This window comes from Luteibacter sp. NPDC104163 (assembly GCF_055584245.1).
This window is the reverse complement of sequence record NZ_JBVJMK010000005.1, coordinates 151548-169655: the sequence shown is the minus strand read 5'-3', so window position 1 is coordinate 169655 and position 18108 is coordinate 151548. Positions and strand designations below refer to the sequence as shown.

11 protein-coding genes are annotated in these 18108 nt (G+C 60.8%); 6 read left to right on the top strand and 5 right to left on the bottom strand.

Going from position 1 to position 18108, the window contains the following annotated elements; translation table 11 throughout:
- Positions 1 to 11: 11 nt before the first annotated feature.
- Complete coding sequence (locus tag ACZ6YI_RS08645; RefSeq protein ID WP_465778277.1) at positions 12 to 908, bottom strand: DNA-binding protein; 897 nt, start codon at positions 906 to 908, stop codon at positions 12 to 14.
- Positions 909 to 1296: 388 nt separating this feature from the next.
- On the opposite strand from ACZ6YI_RS08645, the gene ACZ6YI_RS08640 reads away from it, so the two are divergent.
- Genes ACZ6YI_RS08640 through ACZ6YI_RS08625 form a run of 4 tightly spaced genes read left to right on the top strand, consistent with a single transcriptional unit; the run spans position 1297 to position 9407 of the window.
- A complete protein-coding gene (locus ACZ6YI_RS08640) occupies positions 1297 to 2652 on the top strand; it encodes a hypothetical protein (RefSeq protein ID WP_465778276.1) in 1356 nt (451 codons plus the stop codon).
- The gene (locus ACZ6YI_RS08635) at positions 2649 to 3416 is read left to right on the top strand and encodes a hypothetical protein (RefSeq protein ID WP_465778275.1); all 768 of its coding nucleotides are present in this window, start codon (positions 2649 to 2651) and stop codon (positions 3414 to 3416) included. Before ACZ6YI_RS08640 ends, ACZ6YI_RS08635 begins: the two co-directional genes overlap by 4 nt.
- Positions 3417 to 3424: 8 nt before the next feature.
- Positions 3425 to 8323, top strand: coding sequence for a hypothetical protein (locus ACZ6YI_RS08630; protein ID WP_465778274.1), 4899 nt, complete (start codon positions 3425 to 3427; stop codon positions 8321 to 8323).
- A 34-nt stretch (positions 8324 to 8357) separates the two neighbouring features.
- Positions 8358 to 9407 carry a hypothetical protein gene (locus tag ACZ6YI_RS08625; RefSeq protein ID WP_465778273.1) on the top strand — a complete coding sequence of 350 codons (1050 nt, stop codon included), beginning with the start codon at positions 8358 to 8360 and terminating at the stop codon, positions 9405 to 9407.
- A gap of 47 nt (positions 9408 to 9454) precedes the next feature.
- On the opposite strand, the gene ACZ6YI_RS08620 is transcribed toward ACZ6YI_RS08625, so the two are convergent.
- Genes ACZ6YI_RS08620 through ACZ6YI_RS08610 form a run of 3 tightly spaced genes read right to left on the bottom strand, consistent with a single transcriptional unit; the run spans position 9455 to position 13298 of the window.
- The gene (locus ACZ6YI_RS08620) at positions 9455 to 10336 is read right to left on the bottom strand and encodes a hypothetical protein (protein ID WP_465778272.1); all 882 of its coding nucleotides are present in this window, start codon (positions 10334 to 10336) and stop codon (positions 9455 to 9457) included.
- 2 nt (positions 10337 to 10338) lie between these two features.
- Complete coding sequence (locus tag ACZ6YI_RS08615) at positions 10339 to 12072, bottom strand: hypothetical protein (protein ID WP_465778271.1); 1734 nt, start codon at positions 12070 to 12072, stop codon at positions 10339 to 10341.
- A complete protein-coding gene (locus ACZ6YI_RS08610; protein WP_465778270.1) occupies positions 12069 to 13298 on the bottom strand; it encodes an N-6 DNA methylase in 1230 nt (409 codons plus the stop codon). The genes ACZ6YI_RS08615 and ACZ6YI_RS08610 overlap by 4 nt, the downstream gene beginning before the upstream one ends.
- Before the next feature lie 838 nt (positions 13299 to 14136).
- On the opposite strand from ACZ6YI_RS08610, the gene ACZ6YI_RS08605 reads away from it, so the two are divergent.
- A complete protein-coding gene (locus ACZ6YI_RS08605; protein WP_465778269.1) occupies positions 14137 to 15228 on the top strand; it encodes a site-specific integrase in 1092 nt (363 codons plus the stop codon).
- A gap of 89 nt (positions 15229 to 15317) precedes the next feature.
- Here the strand turns inward: ACZ6YI_RS08605 and ACZ6YI_RS08600 are convergent, their stop codons facing one another.
- Entirely contained in the window at positions 15318 to 17111 is a 1794-nt protein-coding gene (locus tag ACZ6YI_RS08600) for a glycoside hydrolase family 15 protein (protein WP_465778268.1), read from the bottom strand.
- Positions 17112 to 17245: 134 nt separating this feature from the next.
- Between ACZ6YI_RS08600 and ACZ6YI_RS08595 the strand changes: the two genes are divergently transcribed.
- Positions 17246 to 18103, top strand: coding sequence for an SDR family oxidoreductase (locus tag ACZ6YI_RS08595; protein WP_465778267.1), 858 nt, complete (start codon positions 17246 to 17248; stop codon positions 18101 to 18103).
- Positions 18104 to 18108 lie beyond the last annotated feature (5 nt).

The following is an 18108-nucleotide window of genomic DNA, read 5'->3' as shown; positions in this document are numbered from 1 at the left end:
TGATCTTTTCGCTAGGGCGTCTTGGGTTTCGTCGGCGTCGTCCGCGAGCGACGCGCGGCTTTCTTGGGTGCCGCTTTGCGCAGGCTCGCCTTGAAGGTGGCCAGGGCTCCGTCGAGAGCTTGGGCTTTGGCGCGCGCCGCGGCGAGATCTCGCTCGGCGGTTGCGAGCGCCTTGGCGTGCACGGCGCGCTCTCGGGAAATCGTTGTGTCCTGAGCGGACATGGCGCGCTGTAGAGCGGCTACCTGCTGCTTTAGAGCCTTGGCCTCCTGGCGCGCCGCATCTACGTTAGTGTGGGCACGATCTTCGATCGTGCGAATGTGGTCGGCCGCTGCAGTGCGCTCTTGCTCAAGGTGCTGCTGAAGTCTGGCATGTTGATCACGCAGCGCGTCCAGGGCCGCGCGATCCTGGCCGCTGACGGCGACCAAGCGGGCTGCCTCAGCCAGCATCCGGTCGCGCTCGCTGTCCCAGTCATTTGCACGGGCGGTCCATGCCTCCAGCTGGGTCGCCTGCGTGGTCACCGTCTGCTCCGCTCTGCCCAGAGCATCGGTAAGGCGCTGGGCCTCGGCGGTTCGTGCGGCTTCCCGGGCCTCCAGTTGCTCCCGCTCCGTGGTCAGTTCAGACCGGGTCTGTGCCACATCGGCCTCTGCGAGCTGGGCCGCGGCAGTGATCGCTTGGGCCCAAAACGCACTGGCCAGCTCGGCGACATCCGGTGGTATGTCAGGTAGGTCGGCCTTTGCTTTGAGTCGGCGGCCGGCGTCGGCCCACCAGGCATCGAGATAGCGGATCACCGTGTTAGGTGAGCCAGACCCTAAGGTCGTTCGGACCCGTTCTACCGTGGGACGTTCGCCGTTGGCGAGAAGACGGTCGGCGGCAGCGAAGACCGCGTCTTGAGTGATTCCACGAGTCATGGCAGATCCGGCGACGACGAGAATTCCAGTATGAATGCACAGCGTACTATGAAAAAACGGCAAGCCAACGACGCAGGACGTAGTTCGCATGGTACCGACCAGCAGAAAGCGGTAGCAACGCTTACATTGAACTGCGGGACAACAACCGCTTGGTTCGCAAACGTTGGGCCGTGCACTATGCCGCGCAATGGATCTGTTGCCCGACCTTTTGTAGTGCAGTCAATTCTCCATCGGACCAACTAGCCGTGCGACGGATTGCGGAAAGTCTCAAGTTATGCGATTCCTCGCAGATACGTTGGGTCAGGCAGTCACCGTGTCCTAACCACACTCGAACAAAGGTCGTTTGCTATGGGTCAAAAGGAATGGATCGGCACGGCTCGGATGCTACATGGATAGCCTTCCCCTATTGCGCCTATCGGCCAGGTTGCTTGACCTGCACGATGCCCAGCGGCTCCCAGGCAATCCGCCGAGCTACACCCAAGAAGATCGTCCGGGCTTGCGTGACGGGCGTTACGTCGACCTAGCTGGCCTGGCCCTTGATGTCCTTCGTGATGCGGCGCACGAGTCGGGAAATGATTTCACAGGGTTCGATACGGTGTTTATTGCCGTTAGCGAGCACTCGACCGGGGTGGATCCAGACGACCTGCGCTACGTTCTTAACGTGTTGGCGCGCCCAACGGAGCTTTGGACGATCGATCGGTCACGAAGCGGCGAGGATCTGGTAAGTGACAAGCAGACCAACCTCGTCGAACGGACACACTATGCGGATGACTACCGGCTAACGGCCGTGGGCCGGGCAGCAGTGAATCTCGCGTCGCAGGTGACCGGCTTCATGTACGCCGAGGGTGATGCGTTAAAGCTACTCAGGGCCCTTGAGTCCGGCGATTTTGACGTGGTGCCAGATTTATGTACGGGTATGCTGGACACAATCCGTTTCGCCAGCGTGGATCTTCGCCAAGAGGTCGAGCGTGGCCAGGTCGATAGCCAGTCGGACGCGTTCAAGGTTCGGATGCCACGGTTTCGCGATGTCATTGTAAACACTACACAGTTGCTAAGGCAGGCAGAAGCAAGGCTACGGACCTGGCGATCGTCCGATAACGATGAACTCGATACCACCCTCCCCCGTGACGTGTTCGAACTGGAGCAACGGGTCGTACAGGTCTACCAAGCTTTAGAATCCTTCGGTCGGGACCTGTCCGAGCTGACCAAAGTGGCGGCGAAGCAGCGGGTATCGACGGTCGCGGCAGCAGATTTTTTAGACATGGCGCTCCAACTGGTCAAGCGCCCTCCTACGGATTCATCTGCGATCCGATTTTTACAACAGTTTGGTCCCTTGGAGCTGGCAGGGATATTCCCGTCGCCTGCTGATGCCGCTGGCAAGGTTAGGGTGGCGCCCCGATCAAAGTTGGCGATAACGTCCTTCGACGCCACGGCGGATGCCGTTGACCGTGTTGACACTCGCTTGGTGTTCGTCGCGCAATTTGCTGAAGCGATCAGGGCACGACTCACCGAAGGCCCCCTTCGACTATCAGAGGCTCTGGACGCGGGATGGTGCTTTCTAGAGGGAACGCCCGCCCTCCCTGAATTGATCGGGCTGTATACCGCGCCCTGGGCGATTGGTCACGAGGCACCCATCGAGTTGTGGGCGCCCAAAGAGCTGACTGTGAAGCAGGATGCCGTGCTTGGCGAATTGATTTATTTGGACCTTGCGCTGGCGACTCGCAACGCGGAGACGCGAGAATGAATCGGTTAGATATGGGGCGGGTCCTGGCATTTCTTCTGCGCCATCGTCAGTTGGAGACACTGCCGCGTGGCAAGGGGCGTGCCGAGGAGAAAGAACTGGCTAGGCTTCTGAGCGAAGCAGATTCGGTCGCACGCGCAGAATTCGAAGGCCTGTTGCAGGGGCTGGGATTTGACCTTGCGCATTTTGACGACTTCAAGACGCAAGGCCTCGCTCCGGGTGGTCAAATCTTTCTTCTCATTCGTCGACTCGACGAAAGCAGCGCGATCTTCAGTGAACGATGGATCGACGCAAGAATGCAGGTACGGAACGACACCGTTACCGCGCGGCGTATTTGGTTCACGCAGCTTTGGTTCGTGTTGCAGTTTCTGTTTTACACGCGGCGCAATCGGGTAGCGACGGAGGTGTCACGGTATGTCGAGACTATCTTCACTCGCGCGGACCTCGTCGAGGCCATGCATGAGTACATCAATGACGTCGTGCGAAAACTGGGAAAAGATGTCATCCAGGACGACGTGGTCTACAACTGCTTGGTCTCGGAGAGCGGCGCGCAAGTCAACAAGTACGTAGAACGTTTTTTGGCTCTCATGGCTGACGGGGCGCTCGTCGATACCCTTGGTGAAGACCGGTACCGACAGTCGCTTCTGGCTGCCGTGGAGATCAAGAATAACCAGTTGCAGGGGCTTGAACCATGGCTGCAGGCGGCCGGTCCGCTCGAGGCTGGCCATGAGCTGCTTGTACGTATTGTCGACCAGGATGATCTCTAGGGGGAAACATGGCACTGATTAATCGCATTGAGGTCGTAAACTATCTCAGTGAGGGGTGGCAACCCTCGCTGGGTGTTTCTGTGTGGCGCCCCTTGTGGCCGGCCAGCGTCATTAGCCTGTGTGGGGCCTCCACGGCCATTCAGATACCCAATGGCTGCGGCAAGACGTCGGTTACCAGTGCGATCCTCTATTTGCTCAGCAGGGATCAGGTGCTGAGGCGCGAGTTCCTGGATCGGTGTGCGCCGCAAGGCATGGCGCCGACCCACATTCGCATTGAATTCGCCCTGATCACCGACGAAGATTTGGTCCAACGCGACCTCATGACGGCCGATCCGCGGAAATCGTTGGCACAGCTTTACGTCATCGGCGTGTGTGCCAACCGCGGCGACGACCGCCTGCGCTTCTATCGATATCCAGGTGTCTTCGAGGACGCCCCTGCCGCTAGCTATACCGGAACGACCATCGACTTCAGTCCGGCCGAGACCCTGCGAGCGCAGGTGCGGGGCATCCGCGGCGCGCAATGGGATGCTTGGGACACGATCGCGGATTGGCGTCGGGCCGTCGGTATGTTCATGAGTCCGGAAGTGGTCCTGCAAAATGTTATGTTTCATCGCAACGGTGCAGGCGATGCATCGGCCGCGTTCAGTAAGGTCACGCCAGGCCCCGGAGAGCGGTTTGACGAGGCCTATTTCCGCCAGATCGTCGCGCCCCAGTTGCTGGCCAACGTCATGGGCGATGCCGGCGATGAAAGCGAGCGGAATATCGAGGACACCATCCTCAATTCGATGAACCGCTTCATTGACGCCAAGCTACAGGTGGAGAAGAAACACGCCTACCTTGCCCAGCGCGAGGCCCTCGAGGCGGAGTTCCGGCCCGTGATCGACGCGGCCAGCAAGATCCACGCCGCTGACCTTGCCTACCGCGCTCGCCTCCAGGATCTGGCCGTGGACGCGGCATTCCTTCACCGATTCGCCGACTCAAGAGACGGCAGGATTCCGGGCGTCCCTAAATCCCTTGGCGAGCTGAACGTCGCAGGGCGGACGCGATCGATACTAGAGCGTATGGTGCTGGACAACGATGGGTCCGTTCTCATCGAAAGCCGGGGTCTGGCTGAGCTTTTCGGGATGGATACCGGGCATCTGAACGAACTCGCGCGGCGCTCATCGCTCGCCAGGGCAGCGGTCGAGGTTGCGATAGTGAGTTCGCAAGTCATTGAATTTAGCTGCGATCCAAAAGAATTTGAGGGTCGTGGGCGCCACCGGCGACAGGCCCGGTACTACGACGAAGCGGCATCCCTGGAGCTCTCCCAGCGCCGCGCGGACCAGAGCGGCGACCTCCGGGGTGTGCTCGTCGAGGCCTTCGCGCTGGCCCGACAGACCGTCGACACCAACCCATTCCGCCATGAAGCGCGCCGCATTGAGGCAGCGAAGGTCGGCGTCAGGGCGGAGATGGCGGCAGCCCGGGACGCCGCCGCGGATGCCGAGGCTGCCAGGGAACGCTTGGAACAGCAGGTCAAGGACCGCAGGGAAAACCAAGGCGCCTATGAGCTGTTCTGTGCGCATCTGAATATCGTGCCCGCGGAGTACCACCAAGCTCCGGCGCGGGTGAGTGCTTGGTTGGAGCGCGAGATCAGAGTGCGCAACGATGCCGTCAGCGGCCACGCCACGCGCGTGGGTGCATTGACGACAGGCTGGGAGGAAGTACAAGCGGTCCGCGCGAACCTCGGATTGACGCCGGTGGCAGAACGGATTGCCGAACTGACCAGAACGCGCGAGGGCCTTAGCTCGATGACGGCGGCTTTGCAGGATGAGATGGACAGCACGGGACGTCGGCTGGAAGACGCGATCGCGGAGTTGGACAAGGTCAAGGCTGAAAGTGCGAGAACTGATACCCGGCGCACTCTTCTTCTTGAACGTGCGAAGGACCACCAGGCATTCGTGGACATCTTCGGCGATGTGGATCCCCTCGAGGTCGGGCCGCCTACCGATGAGAAGGCCCGCCTGGACCAGCAAGTCAAAGATACGGAAGGTCGGCGCGGCAGCAGCATTCGCGCACTCGAAGCGACGCGGTCGCTCGGCGCGAGGTATGACACCTTCCGTCGCATCTTTGGCGACATTGATCCCAAGGATACGACTCCCCAAGCTGACCACGACCGGCTGGTAGATGACCGTCGCCGCGTGGATGCATGCATCACTCACCATCGCCCTTTGGTAAAGAGCCTGAAGGCGCACCTCGCCGCCACGTCGATGAGCCCGAATGACTGGATCAGCGCGACCGATCGTGCGCGCGAGGATGCCAAGGCAAATGAACGTGCCGCTAGGGATGCGTTGGCGTTAATAGATCGCGAGCTGCTGTCGCTTGAGAATCTGGATGCGGTTGGCAGTGCCGGCTTGGCCCGCGTCCATGACGTTCTGCAGCGCGCGGGGATCCAGGCAGAGCGTGTCCGTGACCTGATTCTTCGACTCGATCTACCTCACCATCTTGCCCTTCCCCTACTGGCCGCGTTCGGGTCGCTGCTCGACGCACCAGTGGTGCTAGATATCACCGTCGCCGAGCAGGCGCTGGTGTTGCTGAAGGCCGCGGATCTTGATGGGCCACTCCTGCTTCGTGGTCCCCTTCTCGATGCGCTCATGCATGGGCCTACGGATGAAAGTGTTGCGGCAGCGTCAGTCCACTTTATTGCCGGCGCGAAGTCGCGTCGTGTCCGCGCCATCCTGGATCCGCAAGCCCTTAAGGAGGAGCGCGACGCTCTTCGACTCAAGCGGGATGCCGAAGCGAGCCGAGCGACAGCCGCTCATGAAGCGGTGTTGCTCCACAGCCCGGACACGGAGGACTATCGCATCGCGCTGCGGGCGTTGGACGCGGTCCATGAGGATTCCGAAACCACGCTTGCGGTTGCGGAGGACGAGCTCGTCCGCATCGAGGAACAACTTGAACGGGCTAGATCGCTGCTGGTCCCGGAGGCGATAGCAGCACTCCATGGGGCCATCCAGTTCGTGACATCCGGTGGTCGCGAGGCGTTAACGAGGCATGAAGAAGCTCTGACGGCGCTTGACGATCTATTGGTTGATCTAGAGCGTCAGCTGGCGATGCTCGCGCCGTTGCTGACGCCTGATGCAATTGTCGCCCACTCGGGCGCGAGGAAGTTCATGCAAGGAGGCGGGCCGGAGGTGCTACAGGCCTTGAGTGATCGCCACCGCGAACTGGCTGGTATTGAGTCCGACCGGACGAAGGAGACGAATGGCCTCCAGCAACGGTACGCCGGGGTTGCAGGCGAGCTACGGTCTGCACAAGCTGACGAGCAGAAGTTTGTATTGTCATATAACACCGAGATTGAGCAGCTGAAGCGCGTCGCTGCGTTTGAGGCGGATGGAATGGCGGATTTCATGCGTGCCAGTGAGGTCACACGTGCGGAACTGGAAGCCGCACGCGAGCAGCTCGACCCCTTACGGTCGATCAACTACCAAGGTGCGCAGGCGTTCCATGACCATCAAGATGAAGACGACGCCAGCTTGCATCGGCAGATCGGTGAGGCACGGACCCAGCGAGAGCATGCAGCGGATCGGTCACGGACACTTAATGAGCAGCAAGATCAACTGGACGGCCAGCTGATCGTCGCCCGGCAGCTGACTGAGTCCTTGCATGAGCTTGCGCACTTCCTTTGTTCGCAGTATCGGGCGATCACGCCTTTCCAGAAGGATCTCGGCGATCGGGAGTTCGGTGATTCGCCAGCAGAGGCACACGCCGTTTATCCGGCAGCTGAAGCGTTGCGTCGCCAACTCGTCGACTGGCGCCAGGGCGATGGCTCACTTGATAGGGCCGCCATCGGGAGCCTTCGCGATGATATCCAAGGTATCGACGTCGAACGAACGGGCAAGGACGTCGGCGAAACCAAGCAAAGGACCGTGCGCGCCCATGAATTCTTTGCAAGCACGCGAAGTGCTTTCTGCACCAAGGCCAGGGGCGCAGTAGATGGCGGGTTTTCGGGTGCAGAGATCGATGCCATCGAACGGGCCAATAGCGCTAAGGAGCTCGAGAACCTAGCTGCCATTGGTGATCGGCTACGCGAGCAACTACGTTCCGAGCAATCGGTACTTGAAGAGCTGGAGCTCTCAGCAGCGACCGTGGAAACAGCAAGCATTGAGACGCTCTCTCGCCTTGCGGAGACGTCGCGAGGCAATCTGCAGACCTTGAACGCAGTGATGGAGCGGAATCCAAAGGCGCGATTTATAATCCAGGCTGACGTCATTTCCACCGATGATATTAAACGTCTCATGGAGGAGCTTCGCGACCACATCGAGGCGCGTAAGCGCGAGGCCCAGGCCCGTCAGTCATTAACCCGCCGTACCGTCGATCTCCAATTTGGTGCGGATATCCGTCGCGCATTGATCGATCGTATCTTTACCCAGCCCTCGGTGCAGTTCCGCCATGTCGGGATGTTTGATGGACGCCAGCGCGCTGTCCAACCATCATTCTCCGAGGGTCAGAAGTCCGCGCTTCAGATGCTCTGGCTTATCAAGGAATCCGAATACCATCTCGAATGCGCCATCCGTCGCCACCTGGGAGGGGGATCGAAGAAGAAACTGCGTAGTCGTGCGCAACGTACGCTATTTTTCGACGGACTGTTTAGCAACCTCACCGATCGCGGGCTGATCGACGAAGCATTCAAGGGACTGGGAGAGGCGGATAGCAACCTGCAATTGATCGGGCTGATCCACAATCCCGAGTACCGCAACAACTTCGCGATCTTTCCGTCGCTCGCCATTGGTCGCCGCGTGGGACGCCGTGATGTCGAGGGTGAACGCAGCTTTGTGCGGTTCGAAGACGGGCGAGAGGACGGCACCATGGGGGTCGCTACCTTTATGGTCAAGCGACCGGCCGAACCTGGGGTGCCTGCGAGTGACTGATCTAAGCGAGACGCTCCTTGCCTGGCTTGTCAGGATGGCCGGTCGCGATCAGCGCAGACTCCGGGCGTCGGGCCTTGCCGCGCGTGCGATCAAGGCGCTTGCAGAGGATCCGGTGTCGATCTACGGCGCCTTTCGCGAGTTGCGGCATACCGGGAAGGTGACGTACGCGCCAGATACCATCGGGATCCCCTTTGCGGGGTACCTTAACATCACGATCGTACGCCCTGCCCCGAGCGCAACTGCGGCCGCCTGGCACGAGGCGATGGCATTGGAGTCGGTTGACGCCGAGTTTTCGGCAGCGCTTGAGTCCATTTACGGCGTTTTTGAAGGTTTAGACGGCGCCGACATGCGGCAAGCCGTGCGTGGGCTGTTACAGCTCCGTGCAGCTGGAACCTGGCTATCGACTGACTTCATGTTCAATGTCAGCGCTCAAGCCATACTGGGATCGTCCAAGGTATTGGGGCAACTTCCCCGCTCTGTTCATCGGTTTTTGGGCGTCGGTGAGCTATTGCCGTCGCCTAGATACATCGTGGTCGCCGGACCGAAGGCGCCTTCAGCCGTGCTCTTGATTGAGAACCCCACCAGTTTTGAAACTGCAGTTCAATTGGGACTGGATGAGGAGCTCGCGCTCGTCGCCGCGTATGGTTACGGCCTGAACATTCGGTCGGACAGCAGTGCGGGCTTGGCCCTTCTGGACAGTGTGGCGCACGGCCGTTGCCAAGTATTGAGCCGGTCCGGTAAAGACCATGACATTTCAGGTCTCTTTGCTCATCGCAATCTCTTTTTCTGGGGGGATCTCGATAGAGAGGGGTTACGCATCGCCCTTGGGATCAGGAAGCGACTCCCGGCGCTGACGTTGAGTGCCTTGTATGAGCCCATGCGCGAAATGGTTGCGGTCCGCGAATCATCTCATCCGTATTCGGATATGAGCGGCAAGGCCTTGCAGGCCCCTTGGTCTAGAACGGGCGACGAACTTTTCGACGGACTTGCGGCGGCCTGTCAGGATCGGGCGGTCGATCAAGAAGCCTTAGATCTCGTCTCATTTGGCGCGCTTGCGGCAAAAAAAATCGATCGTCCCTCATAACCAGAGCGGATTTGCCCGATACCGCTCACGGGGATGCCGAGATCTACTCACGCCGTCACGTTCCGGAACACCGCGCGGAAGCGCTCGTATAACTCATCTGCGGATGGTGAAGGCTGGGCATCCTTCACGGATGCAAAAATCGAATAGTAAGTTTGATACAGACGTCGGTCTTTGTGCTTCTTCCAAGTCCAGCCTAGGCCACGACCACTTCGCCCGCTGAGCTTGCTCGTTGCCGTACGATCCATGACAGCCTTAAACACATCGTTATTTATGCTACGAACGAGCGTAAGAAGCATGTCAGCGATCGCGCTGATGTTGTGCACCGTCAGGCGAATCGGTTTCTCAATAAACTCTTTGTGCCCATGTAAGCCGAGGGATATCGCGTTTTTTGTTCCGAGCTTTCCGAACCGATGGACACAGCAGTGGCGAAGTTCACAAACGGCATCGTACTGATCTAGAAGCTCTAGTGTGCCGTTTTGTTCGACTTTGATGCTGAGAAATTTTGGAACTGCGGCAACGATTTCCCTTTTTCCGCTGAAGTTTGTTTCCTCCAGTAATGCTTCGGGAAGCATGGTCAAGTCGTGATGCATCGCAGCTGCAAAAGAGAGCTGTTGCTTCTCGCAATGAGCTTGAGAGTACAGGTCGACCGCGACAACGCGTCGAATGAGTGCGCGCATGTAGCTTTCAACAGCGGAAACGTATCCGAGAAGCAAGAGAATGCCTACCTCCGGACGCAGTTCGAAGCCAGGAGCTTGGACTGCCCACAACTTGGTCAGGCTCAGTGTGTTCTCAAAGAACTGATCTATCGGCGATACGCCGGAGTCGTCGTGATCCGAGTTGAAAAGAGTCGTCGTATCCAGATCGAACGCTGTTGCGCGAACCGACACGATTGCCGCGAAATCAGTTGATATCGTAGGGTTACCAGCCATGGCTATGAGAGATAGTCATCAACGAAGCTATTGAGAACGTCGACGATTCGCGCCGTGCGTCGGGTGCCGAAACCTCTTACCGAGAGCAAGTCTGCAGCCGGATCTTGCTTGGCCAGGAAATCGCGAATTGTCCGAAGAGTCGGCAGGTGGGTGGCGATCTGTTCGCGCTGCCAGGTCGTCAGCCCAGGCACCTCGCCAATGGGATTGGCTAGGCACTTGGTGAACGTTGAGGCATCAACGAGCTGTTGTCCGCAGTTGTGGCAAAACAACTGCGAATCGGAAAGTCGGCGTGTTTGGCAGGCCCCGCACTTCGGTAGCGATAGCGTTAGCTGAGATAGGTCAAGGCCGGGTATTGCTCGTGCGAGACTCTTTCTGATCGGGTGCTTGGCGGATCGCAAGGCAATGCCGTCGAGGGTCTGTTTGATGCTGCCGCCGGTCCCTGTGGCGCCGAATGCGCGGATGGCTAGCAGGCTTGCTGAGTGGGGAATGTAACGACGGTAAATGCGCTCAGGCGTTCCATGTTTGACGTCACCATTCTCGAAGACCAGTCCAGCTTCGATTAGAAGCTTGAACATGCGATCAACCATGGGCGTGAGTTCCTCGGCTTGCACGCCGTAGGTTAGCTGTTTATGACCTTTAGAGCTTAACTGAGCATTCTGAGTCTTCAACTCTTTCGCCATGCCGTCGAGTACCGCCTCGCCTGCTATGACCAAGGCGTCTAGCTTTGGGACCTTGACGCCGAGAGAACGGTATTCATCGATTCGCGCCTTAAGGTGCTCGCTGACAATTTGGTTCGTACCCTGCTGGCTACTGCGAAACCCGCCGCGGTTGTATTCATCAAGCATCGTCAGGTAAGCACGGGGGATGCCGAAAGCTGCGAAGCGCAGCATCGCACGTACATCCTTGGGAATTCTGGCGTAGCCAGGCACCCTTCTCTCCGCAATGGCGTCCATTACCGCAGCGTAGGCTGGATCCTCGACACACAGCCACACCGAGATTGGTATCGCGTCTTGTCCCTGGTGGAACTTCGGGCTGACCTCTGTCGTGCCAGGGTAAACGGAGACCTTTGGAGCAATGCTGACTGACTTGATCGACCGTACAATGTCGAGAAATTCGAGCAAGTAATCAGGCGTCAGCGTAAGCGCTGCGTCATCCATTAATAGGATGGTTGATCGACGTCCCGCTAGCTCTCGCACCGAATCAATGAGTGTCTGTACACGCTCAATGGATAGCGAGTCAGCCAGCTCTTGGTAAGTTGTCTCCAACGGTTGATTTCGCTCGATCTTGGTGACGAAGATCTTTAGACCTTCGGGCGAAAGGTCGAGCGTGGCGAATATGCTAGCGACATCGTTTCCATCCAACTTCCACGCCGTCGCTGCCTCCCACGCGGCGAGAGCAACTCGGGCGAGGACCCAGGAGTGAAATTGGTTGAGGGCGGTAGATCTGCTTGACAGCAAGGGCTCCAGCCGAAAATATCGATTGAAGGATACGTACACAGCAAAGGGGAGCTGCGCTGTCTGGCTGCACTTCAGCCAGGCGTATCGCATCATGTGCGTCTTTCCGCATCCTCTTGGGCCGACGATGGTCCGAAGCGCCCGATTAAGTAGCTCTTTATGTACCTTGTTGAACAGATCGCCATCTGACGAGGTTTCTTCAAGAAGATCCTCGAGTGGGATGTAGTCTGCGCGTTGCTGGAGGGTTAGTTCGAGGCCCTCATCGCGTGAAACCGAGGTCATGCTTGCGGCACCCGAAGCTCTCCGAGCGCTGATGCAGTGATGAACTTTGCACCCACCCCATGGGCCGCGGCAGCGAGAGCCTCCGCTCCGGACTGGCTTTGGAGGAAGTTGAGTACGCGCTTTTCTTGGCCGGCTTTCGGTCGGATAACGAAGAGGCAGTCGCTGATAGCGAATCGCCCTCGGACGACTAACGCGACCTTGTCGTGAAGATTCCGCCCGACGCGAGCAACGACGATATCTCCAGGCTGGGCGATGGGGCCTTTGACGCCACTGGCTTGTCCACGCTTTAACGCTATGGCTGGCTTGACGGCTTTGCCGTCGTTTCGAAAATCTGTGGTGTGCAACACCGGAAACTCGACCTCTCGCCGCATCGACGAGGTGTACGTGCCGCGAGAGATCGCATCGACTAGCGTTCGCAGCTCTGATGAGGAGCCTTCTGATCGCCTGGCGCGATTCGCCGCCCAAATGTGTGAGTAGTCCAGGCGGCGCGCCCCTTCGTCAGGAAGCACGTCGATCGGTGCCGATAGCTGCCCCTTTCCGTCCAGACGGCGCACGGACGTCCGAGGAGAGGTGGGCGCGCCCTTCGAGACAACGAGAATATGGGCCTTCGCCTCGGTGTACCGGAATACCGAGATTGGTAGCTCAATGACCTCGTGCACAGTGTGCTGCGCAAGCAAGCGAGCCCGGAACGCTCTGTAGCGCTCTCCGGAAATAAGCCCGTCGGGAACGATAAGGCCAAGCTTGCCGCCTGGGCGAATGTATCGAAGGTTCTGCGCAATGAACAATAGGTCGGCCGAGGCGTCGCCCAACCTGGGGAGCACGCCACTCAACCCGGCTTCCTCAAGAATGGTGCCGAAATGCGCCTGCCATTTTGGCCGGATGTACGGCGGGTTACACACGGCCGCACAGGCCGTCCCCAATCCGAGGCCAATCTGATCATGCAAGCGATAGTCCAGCGCGTCGCCAACGTGATGCTTGAAGGTGTTGGCATTGACGTCGGCGAAACGCCTACACCCTGCGAGCTCGTCGACGTCGACTGTGTGGAAGCGTGCCTCTGGCCACTGCAGCGATGCATGGGCCGTGAGCGCGCCATTGCCCGATCCCAGGTCCAGAACTGTGTGAGCGGTAGCCAATTCCATCGCTTTCACGAGGAGCGCACTGACGGGATCGCTGGTGTAGTAACGCCCCAGTACGTCTCGTCGCCTGCCAAGTGATTCGCCAACCATACCGCCCCCATTAAAGACGCAGTAAATTTACACCAACTGACCGCAATCCGGTGTGGATTCAGTGGGGTATCTCATCAGGGCGGCGCCTGCGTCGACGATATCATTGCCTTCCGTGCCGACGATGCCCGCGCGGCAGTCGTCCGCCCCCTTTGGAGGGCGTGTGTTGACTTCGAGGCTCGACGGGGTGGGCACACGAGGAATCCCTCGCTCGGTGCCCTTTCGTGCTCGTTTCCGGCCGCGCTCATCACGGCGAACTGCCTAGCAGCCGGCGACCGTCGGAAGGCTGATCCCCTCTCCGACAGCAAGCGTCTGGTCGCGCGCTTTGATGCACCTAATGGTCTGGCTCGGTTCGTTGGCTATTCGCGCTAGCCACTTCTTTAGCAGTCAGGACGGGGGCGTCCGAGTCCGGTGCCTGCGGATGGCGTGCGAGTTTCGCCGCACCTATCTGGCACGAGCCATGCGATCCAAGCATTCAGGGCTACTGTGTGGGCCGACATGTCGGACTCTCCAGAACGGACGTCACTCGGCGCCAGGTCTTCCCTCGCGCGAACGATTGATCCGGCTGCGCAGCGGCATTCGCGCGGACCAAGCGCGCAAGCTGCGTCCGTGGCCGGGCGCGCCATCAATGGGGCTGCAGCCTCGGAGGGCCCAGAGTGCGTCGCGGCGCCCCTTTGGCCGTTCGGCATCGGGTTTTCCCGCTAACACTGGCGCAATTCGCCGTTTCTCAGGGTAAAGCTTGCTCCCGCTTCGACGGGTCCCTGTTCGCCATCCTACCGGCGATAAGGGATAATTATCGCCGGTACATCCTCCCGTTCGTAACAAAACATATGTCGCACATATGAAAACCGATCCTTACTTGCCTGCACCCCGCCCTCACCCCTTGGTCGACCCAGCGCGGCTGGCCGAGGGTGCGGCCGAAGCGATCCGCGAAATCCTCGCTGCGGGCGCCTCGGCGAACACCGTTCGTAGCTACCGCGGCGCCTTGCGCTACTGGGCCGCTTGGTACTTAGGTCGTTACGGTCGTCCGATCGCCCTGCCCGCCCCCGAGGCCGTCGTGCTGCAGTTCGTCGTCGATCACTTGGCCCGGCCGCGCGCCGATGGCACTTGGCGGCACGAATTGCCCCCAGCGCTGGACGCCGCGCTGGTGGCGGCCGGGACCAAAGCGGCGCTCGGGCCGTGGAAGCGCGCTACGGTCGAGCATCGCCTGTCCGTGCTGTCTGGCGTGCACCGCCTGCGCGAGTTGCCCAGCCCATGTGAGGCCGCTGCGGTGCGTGAACTGTTGAAGCGGGCGCGGCGAGCCTCGGCTCAGCGCGGGGAGAGTCCGCGAAAGAAAGCCGCCCTGACCCGGGCGCCGCTCGAGCGCATGCTGGCGACGTGCGACGACTCGCTGGAGGGGTTGCGCGACCGCGCCCTGCTGTTGTTCGGGTTTGCCAGCGGCGGCCGTCGGCGCAGTGAGATCGCCCAGGCGCAGGTCGCGCAGTTGCACCATGTGGCGGAGGCGCAGTACGTGTTTCAGATGGGCGCAAGCAAAACCGATCAGGCCGGTGTGGCGTCCGTCGCGGCGGGCGGTAAGCCCGTCGTGGGCCGCGCGGCACTCGCATTGGAGGCTTGGCTCAGTGCCTCGGGCATCGGTGACGGGCCGTTGTTCCGGCGTCTTTGGCGCGGTCGCGTCGGCCCCGGTCTCTCGCCGGCCGCCATCGGGGCGGTCATCCAGCGCCGCGCGCGGGCGGCGGGCGTGGAGGGTGATATCGGCGGGCACAGCCTGCGCGCGGGGTTCATCACGGAGGCGGGCCGCGCCGGGGTGCCCCTGGCCGACGTCATGGCCTTGTCCGGGCACCGCAGTGTCGTCAGCGTGGTGGGCTACCACCGCTCGGGCGTCCTGATTGAGAGCGCGGGAGCACGGCTGCTCGAGGACGACGTCTCCGAATGACCCATCGCTCCAGGCCCAAGAGCCGCGTCAAAGCGAGGCGTCTTCGGCGACGCCGACGGGGCACCCACCCGGTCCCACTGTTCAGCAGCCTAAAGCTCGCCGCCTGCCACCGTGACGATGGCATGCACGGCCGCGAGGTGGCTCAACCCCTGCGGCAGGTTGCCGAGCCAAGCGCCCGTGTCGCCGTCCACCATTTCCGCGAGCGTGCCGGGACCGCCATCCAGCCCCGCCAGAGCGTCGGCCAGCGTCGCTTCGGCTTTGGCCTGATCGCCAAGCAGCTTCCAGGCCTCGGCCATCCAGAAGGTGCAGGCAAGGAAGCAACCCTCCTGACCGCGCGCGCTTGAGTAGCGGTAGTGGAACGGTCCGTGGGCAAGCTCACGATCGATGGCGAGCATGGTACGCCGTAACCGCTCGTGGCCATCGAAGCCAAAGCGGACCGCCAAGGCCAGCGAGGCGTCCAGCTCATTGCTACCGGGGAAGAACACGAACGCGTCCCTCGCCGCCGACCAGCAATGCTCCTCCACCCAGTGGCCAATGCGATCGCGCTCACGTGCCCATCGATCACGGCAGGTGGTGGGCAAGTGGCCCCCGTCAGCGAGGTCAACGGCACGCGCTAGCGCTTGCCAAGCGCTCACCTTGGACATGGTGTAGTGGCGCGGCTCAGGCAGTTCCCAGATACCTGAATCCGGCAGCCGCCAGGTATCGGCGCAGCGATCGGCCAGACCCGACAGCGTGGCCGCCGTTTCGGCGTCGAGGACGTTACCGCCCTTGACGAATCTGGCCGCCGTTTCGAGGATGTCACCGAAGACTCCGTGCTGGTGCTGCCGTGTGACCCGATTGCCGATGACCACCGGACGTGAGTCACGATAGCCCCGTACGTCCACTTCTTCCACGTCCGGCGGCGGGTCGCCGCGTAAGGTGTAGAAAAGATCGTCTTCGCTCTCGCGCAGGCGCGTGATCAGCCAGGTGAACGCCGCCTTGGCCTCGGCCATCGCGCCAATGCGCAAGAAGGCCTTGATGGTGTATCCCGCGTCGCGGACCCAGGCGAAGCGGTAGTCGTAGTTCTTCTTGCCACCGATCGCTTCCGGCAACGACGTCGTCCCGGCTGCAGCGATGGCACCTGTGGGGGAATACAGCAGCAGCTTCAGCGACAACGCGTGGCGCACCAGAGCCTCGCGCCGTGGGCCTGTGAAGCGCACCTCTTCGCTCCATCGCCGCCACTCGGCATCGGAAATATCAATACGCGCGTCTATATCGCTGATCGACGGTACCACGAGCGGCTCGTCGCGACCCGCAACGATCGCCAGCACTTCACGGTCGCCCTGCTCGACGAAAAAATGGCCACGCAAACCCGTATCTGTTTCCGTGTCTATGGCGACGCCGCCACTCCAGATGAACACTCCAAGCACACGGCCAACATGGAAGACGCGCTGCATGCTGGCTTCGCTGACGTAGGGGTTGACCTTGCCTGCCTGGCGCCCCGGCCGAAAGCGGACACGGAATGCCACCGCGCCTTCCAGCCCATCAACGCGCCGTGCCAGCTCTTCCCATGGCAGCCGCCCGGCGTGACCGCTGTTGAGTGACTCCGTCACCCGCGCAACGCCGGTGGCTGTGCGAAACGTGGTCTCCAGCACGTTGCTGGCATCGCGATATGCGCGCTCCACCGATAGCAGCTCCTCGGGTTCGAGCAGAAAATAGCCCCCCTCATCCGGGTCGAGCAGGCGATCGAACAACGGGGGCGAATCCATGTTGGGGACACACCACCAGTCGATGCTTCCATCGGCACCGACCAGGGCCACCGTGCGGCCATCGCCAAGGACGCCGTAGGCCTCCAGCGGTAGGAAGCCATCCGCGCGGGCATGCTGAAAGAACGCTGGCGGCATGGCGACTCCTTATCGAGAGTGGTGATGACACCAGCTCCAACGTGCAACGGACGTATGTGCCATGCCGTCCACATCGCACAAACGCTTCCATGACGCACCTGGTATCACCTTGCGTTTTTGCCAGGAGCGCCGCCATGCGCCATTTCCCCCGCCCGCCCTTCGATACGCCGCCGCAGGCCTACCCCGGCAGCTTCCAGAAGATGACGCCGCGCCCGGATCATGGCGAGGATTCCTATGAGGGTCACGGCCGCCTGACGGGTAAGGTCGCCCTTATCACCGGTGCGGACAGTGGCATCGGCCGCGCCGTGGCCATCGCTTTTGCACGGGAGGGGGCTGAGTTGGTGCTTTCGTACCTGACCGAGTCCGACGATGCGCGCGACACGGCACAGGTCTGCAAAGGGGCCGGCCGGGATCCCCTGCTTATCGCGGGCGACATCGCAGAGCCGGCCCATTGCCGAAAACTGGTGGACGACACGCTGGGCAGGTTTGGCAAGCTCGACATCGTCGTGAACAACGCGGCTTTCCAGAAGGAAGCGCAGAGCCTGCAGGAAATCTCGGATGAGGACTGGCGACGGCACTACGATGTGAACGTACACGCCATGTTCTTCATCCTCCGCGCTGCCGAACCCCATCTCAAGGCCGGGGCCTCGATCATCAACACCGCCTCGATCAACGCCAAGCGACCGCCGGTGGGGCAGCTAGCCTACTCCTCCACGAAGGGCGCCATCACCAACTTCACCACGGGTCTTGCCGGGTTGTGGGGGGGAAAAGGTATCCGGGTGAACGCCGTGCTGCCCGGTCCCATCTGGACCCCGCTGATTCCATCGACGATGCAGCCTGATGCCGTCAAGGACTTCGGCAAGCAAGTGCCGATGCAACGGCCGGGTCAGCCCGTGGAACTCGCCTCGGCCTACGTCTACCTCGCCAGTGACGAGAGCAGCTTCACCAGCGGCGCCATGTTGACCATTGCGGGCGGTGCACCCAATCTATGAAGCGG

Excerpts from the sequence above, each read along its gene's own strand:
- ACZ6YI_RS08645 (WP_465778277.1), bottom strand. The coding sequence starts at position 908 with ATGACTCGTGGAATCACTCAAGACGCGGTCTTCGCTGCCGCCGACCGT.
- ACZ6YI_RS08640 (WP_465778276.1), top strand. The coding sequence starts at position 1,297 with ATGGATAGCCTTCCCCTATTGCGCCTATCGGCCAGGTTGCTTGACCTG.
- ACZ6YI_RS08635 (WP_465778275.1), top strand. The coding sequence starts at position 2,649 with ATGAATCGGTTAGATATGGGGCGGGTCCTGGCATTTCTTCTGCGCCAT.
- ACZ6YI_RS08630 (WP_465778274.1), top strand. The coding sequence starts at position 3,425 with ATGGCACTGATTAATCGCATTGAGGTCGTAAACTATCTCAGTGAGGGG.
- ACZ6YI_RS08625 (WP_465778273.1), top strand. The coding sequence starts at position 8,358 with ATGGCCGGTCGCGATCAGCGCAGACTCCGGGCGTCGGGCCTTGCCGCG.
- ACZ6YI_RS08620 (WP_465778272.1), bottom strand. The coding sequence starts at position 10,336 with ATGGCTGGTAACCCTACGATATCAACTGATTTCGCGGCAATCGTGTCG.
- ACZ6YI_RS08615 (WP_465778271.1), bottom strand. The coding sequence starts at position 12,072 with ATGACCTCGGTTTCACGCGATGAGGGCCTCGAACTAACCCTCCAGCAA.
- ACZ6YI_RS08610 (WP_465778270.1), bottom strand. The coding sequence starts at position 13,298 with ATGGTTGGCGAATCACTTGGCAGGCGACGAGACGTACTGGGGCGTTAC.
- ACZ6YI_RS08605 (WP_465778269.1), top strand. The coding sequence starts at position 14,137 with ATGAAAACCGATCCTTACTTGCCTGCACCCCGCCCTCACCCCTTGGTC.
- ACZ6YI_RS08600 (WP_465778268.1), bottom strand. The coding sequence starts at position 17,111 with ATGCCGCCAGCGTTCTTTCAGCATGCCCGCGCGGATGGCTTCCTACCG.
- ACZ6YI_RS08595 (WP_465778267.1), top strand. The coding sequence starts at position 17,246 with ATGCGCCATTTCCCCCGCCCGCCCTTCGATACGCCGCCGCAGGCCTAC.